This window comes from Delftia sp. ZNC0008 (assembly GCF_000799035.1).
GTDB lineage: Bacteria > Pseudomonadota > Gammaproteobacteria > Burkholderiales > Burkholderiaceae_C > Comamonas > Comamonas tsuruhatensis.
Genome location: NZ_JTKZ01000398.1, coordinates 1 through 2041, shown reverse-complemented (window position 1 = coordinate 2041; position 2041 = coordinate 1). Strand labels below are relative to the sequence as shown.

Annotated in this window: 2 protein-coding genes; one reads left to right on the top strand and one right to left on the bottom strand. The window is 70.6% G+C overall.

The features are described 5' to 3' along the window. The first annotated feature begins 81 nt into the window (after nucleotides 1–81). Nucleotides 82–1095, top strand: coding sequence for a Bug family tripartite tricarboxylate transporter substrate binding protein (locus tag L995_RS13465; RefSeq protein ID WP_047472238.1), 1014 nt, complete (start codon nucleotides 82–84; stop codon nucleotides 1093–1095). Here L995_RS13465 and L995_RS13460 read toward each other — a convergent pair. After that, nucleotides 1082–2041: amidase (locus tag L995_RS13460; protein ID WP_047472236.1), on the bottom strand; the 960-nt coding region annotated here is incomplete at its 5' end. The genes L995_RS13465 and L995_RS13460 overlap by 14 nt on opposite strands.

Sequence of the window (2041 nt, the reverse complement as noted above, 5' to 3'; positions counted from 1 at the left end):
CCGCGTATGGACCCTGCCACTGCGGCAGGGCACACCGCCCCGCCAACGAGGGCGGAGCACCGAAGGACAAGGAGACAAGCCATGGAATCGAGCCGACGCGGCTGCCTGCGGGCGGCGCTGGCATGCGCTGCCAGCGCCTCACTGGGTGCCGCCCTGGGAACGGCATCGCCGATCGCCTTTGCACAGCCGGCAGGCGGTGCCTACCCGTCCAAGCCGCTGCGCATGGTGATTCCCTACCCGGCAGGCGGCGGCACCGACATCATCGGGCGCATCATTGCCCAGCAACTGAGCCAGGCCTGGGGCCAGCCCGTGGTGGTGGAGAACCGGCCGGGCTCCAGCGGCATCATCGGCGGCGACGTGGTGGCCAAGTCGCCGCCAGACGGCTACACGCTGCTGCTGGGGATCACGGCCATGATCCAGTCGCCTGCGCTGTACGCCAGGATGCCCTATGACGTGCTCAAGGACTTTGCCCCCGTATCGCAGGTGGCCCTGTCCTCGGACCTGTTCGTGGTGCCGCGCGACGTGTCGGCCACGACGTTGCAGGAGTTCATCGCCCTGGTCAAGGCCCATCCGGGCAAGTACAGCAACGGCAACTACGGCAACGGCACCTCCTCGCACATGCATGGTGAGCTGCTGCGCGCCAGGGCCGGGCTGGACCTGGCGCTGATTCCCTACAAGGGCGCGGCGCCGCTGGTCAACGACGTGCTGGGCGGGCAGCTGTCGTCGGGCTTCATCGATGTGTCCTCGGCCAATGCGCACCTGAAGTCGGACAAGATCCGCATCCTGGCCATCACCGGCATGCAGCGCCACCCGGCGCTGCCCGAGGTGCCCACGTTTGCCGAGCTGGGCCTGGCCGGCTTCGAGGCCAATGGCTGGTTCGCCACCTTCGTGGCGGCGGGAACGCCGCGGCCCATCGTGGACCGGCTCTCGGCGGAGGTGCGGCGCATCGTGGCCACGCCCGAACTCAGCGGCCGCCTGGCCTCCATGGGCCTGCGCCCGGTGGGCGGCACGCCCGAGGAATTGGCCTCCGTCATGGCGCGCGACATGCCGCGCTGGGCGCGCATCGTGAAGGAGGCGGGAATCAGGCTGGAGTAGCCGATGCAGTCTGCGCCCGGTCCTGGCCCGACTGAACGGGCTGTGGCCAGGCGGGCTGGGGTGGGCGCAACTGCTCCAGCACCCGGCTGAGCCGGAGCACGCCCAGGTCGTCGAACCGGCGGCCTGCGATCTGCACGCCTATGGGCAGCTGCCCGTCATGCCCGCAGGGCACGGATGCGGCGGGCTGTTCGGACATGTTGTAGGGCACGGTAAAGGCAATGTGCTCCAGCGGCCGCAGCGGGTCGTTGGTGGGGCTGGGCAGGTGGGCCGGGAAAGCCGTGATCGGCGCCACGGGCGACAGCACGTAGTCGTAGGCCGCCGTGGCACGCACCGTGGCCGTGCGCAGAAGGTGCGACTGCTGGCTGGCCACGAACAGCTGCGTGGCTGTCAGTGGCGCGGCACTGTCGGCCCATTCGCGGATGAAGGGCAGGATCACGCGGCGCTGCGCGTCCGTCAGCGACTGCATCTCCACATGCGATCGCATGCGCCAGAAATGGTCGAGGCCGTCGAGCATGTCGCGGGTGAGCCAGGGCTCGATGCGCTCGATGTGCGCGCCGGCCGATTCCAGCCAAGCCGCAGCCTGCTCCACCACGGCGCGCACGCGGGGCTGCAGGGGCAGGCCGCAGCCGGCATCCAGCAGCAGGCCTATGCGCAGGCCGCGCGCCTGGGCAGGGTCCATGTCGAAGCTGTGCCATGCAATCTCCTGGTGCGGCAGGCCCATGCTGTCGCGTGCATCGGGCAGGGACAGCACCTGCATCATCAGCGCGGCGTCGGCCACGCTGCGGGTCATGGGACCTGCGCAGCGGCCGGTGTAGGGCGGGTCGATGGGCACGCGGCCCAGGCTGGGCTTGAGGCCGAAGATGCCGCACCAGCCCGCCGGCAGGCGGATGGAGCCGCCGATGTCCGTGCCCACGTGCAGCGGCCCGTAGCCGGCCGCCGCAGCGGC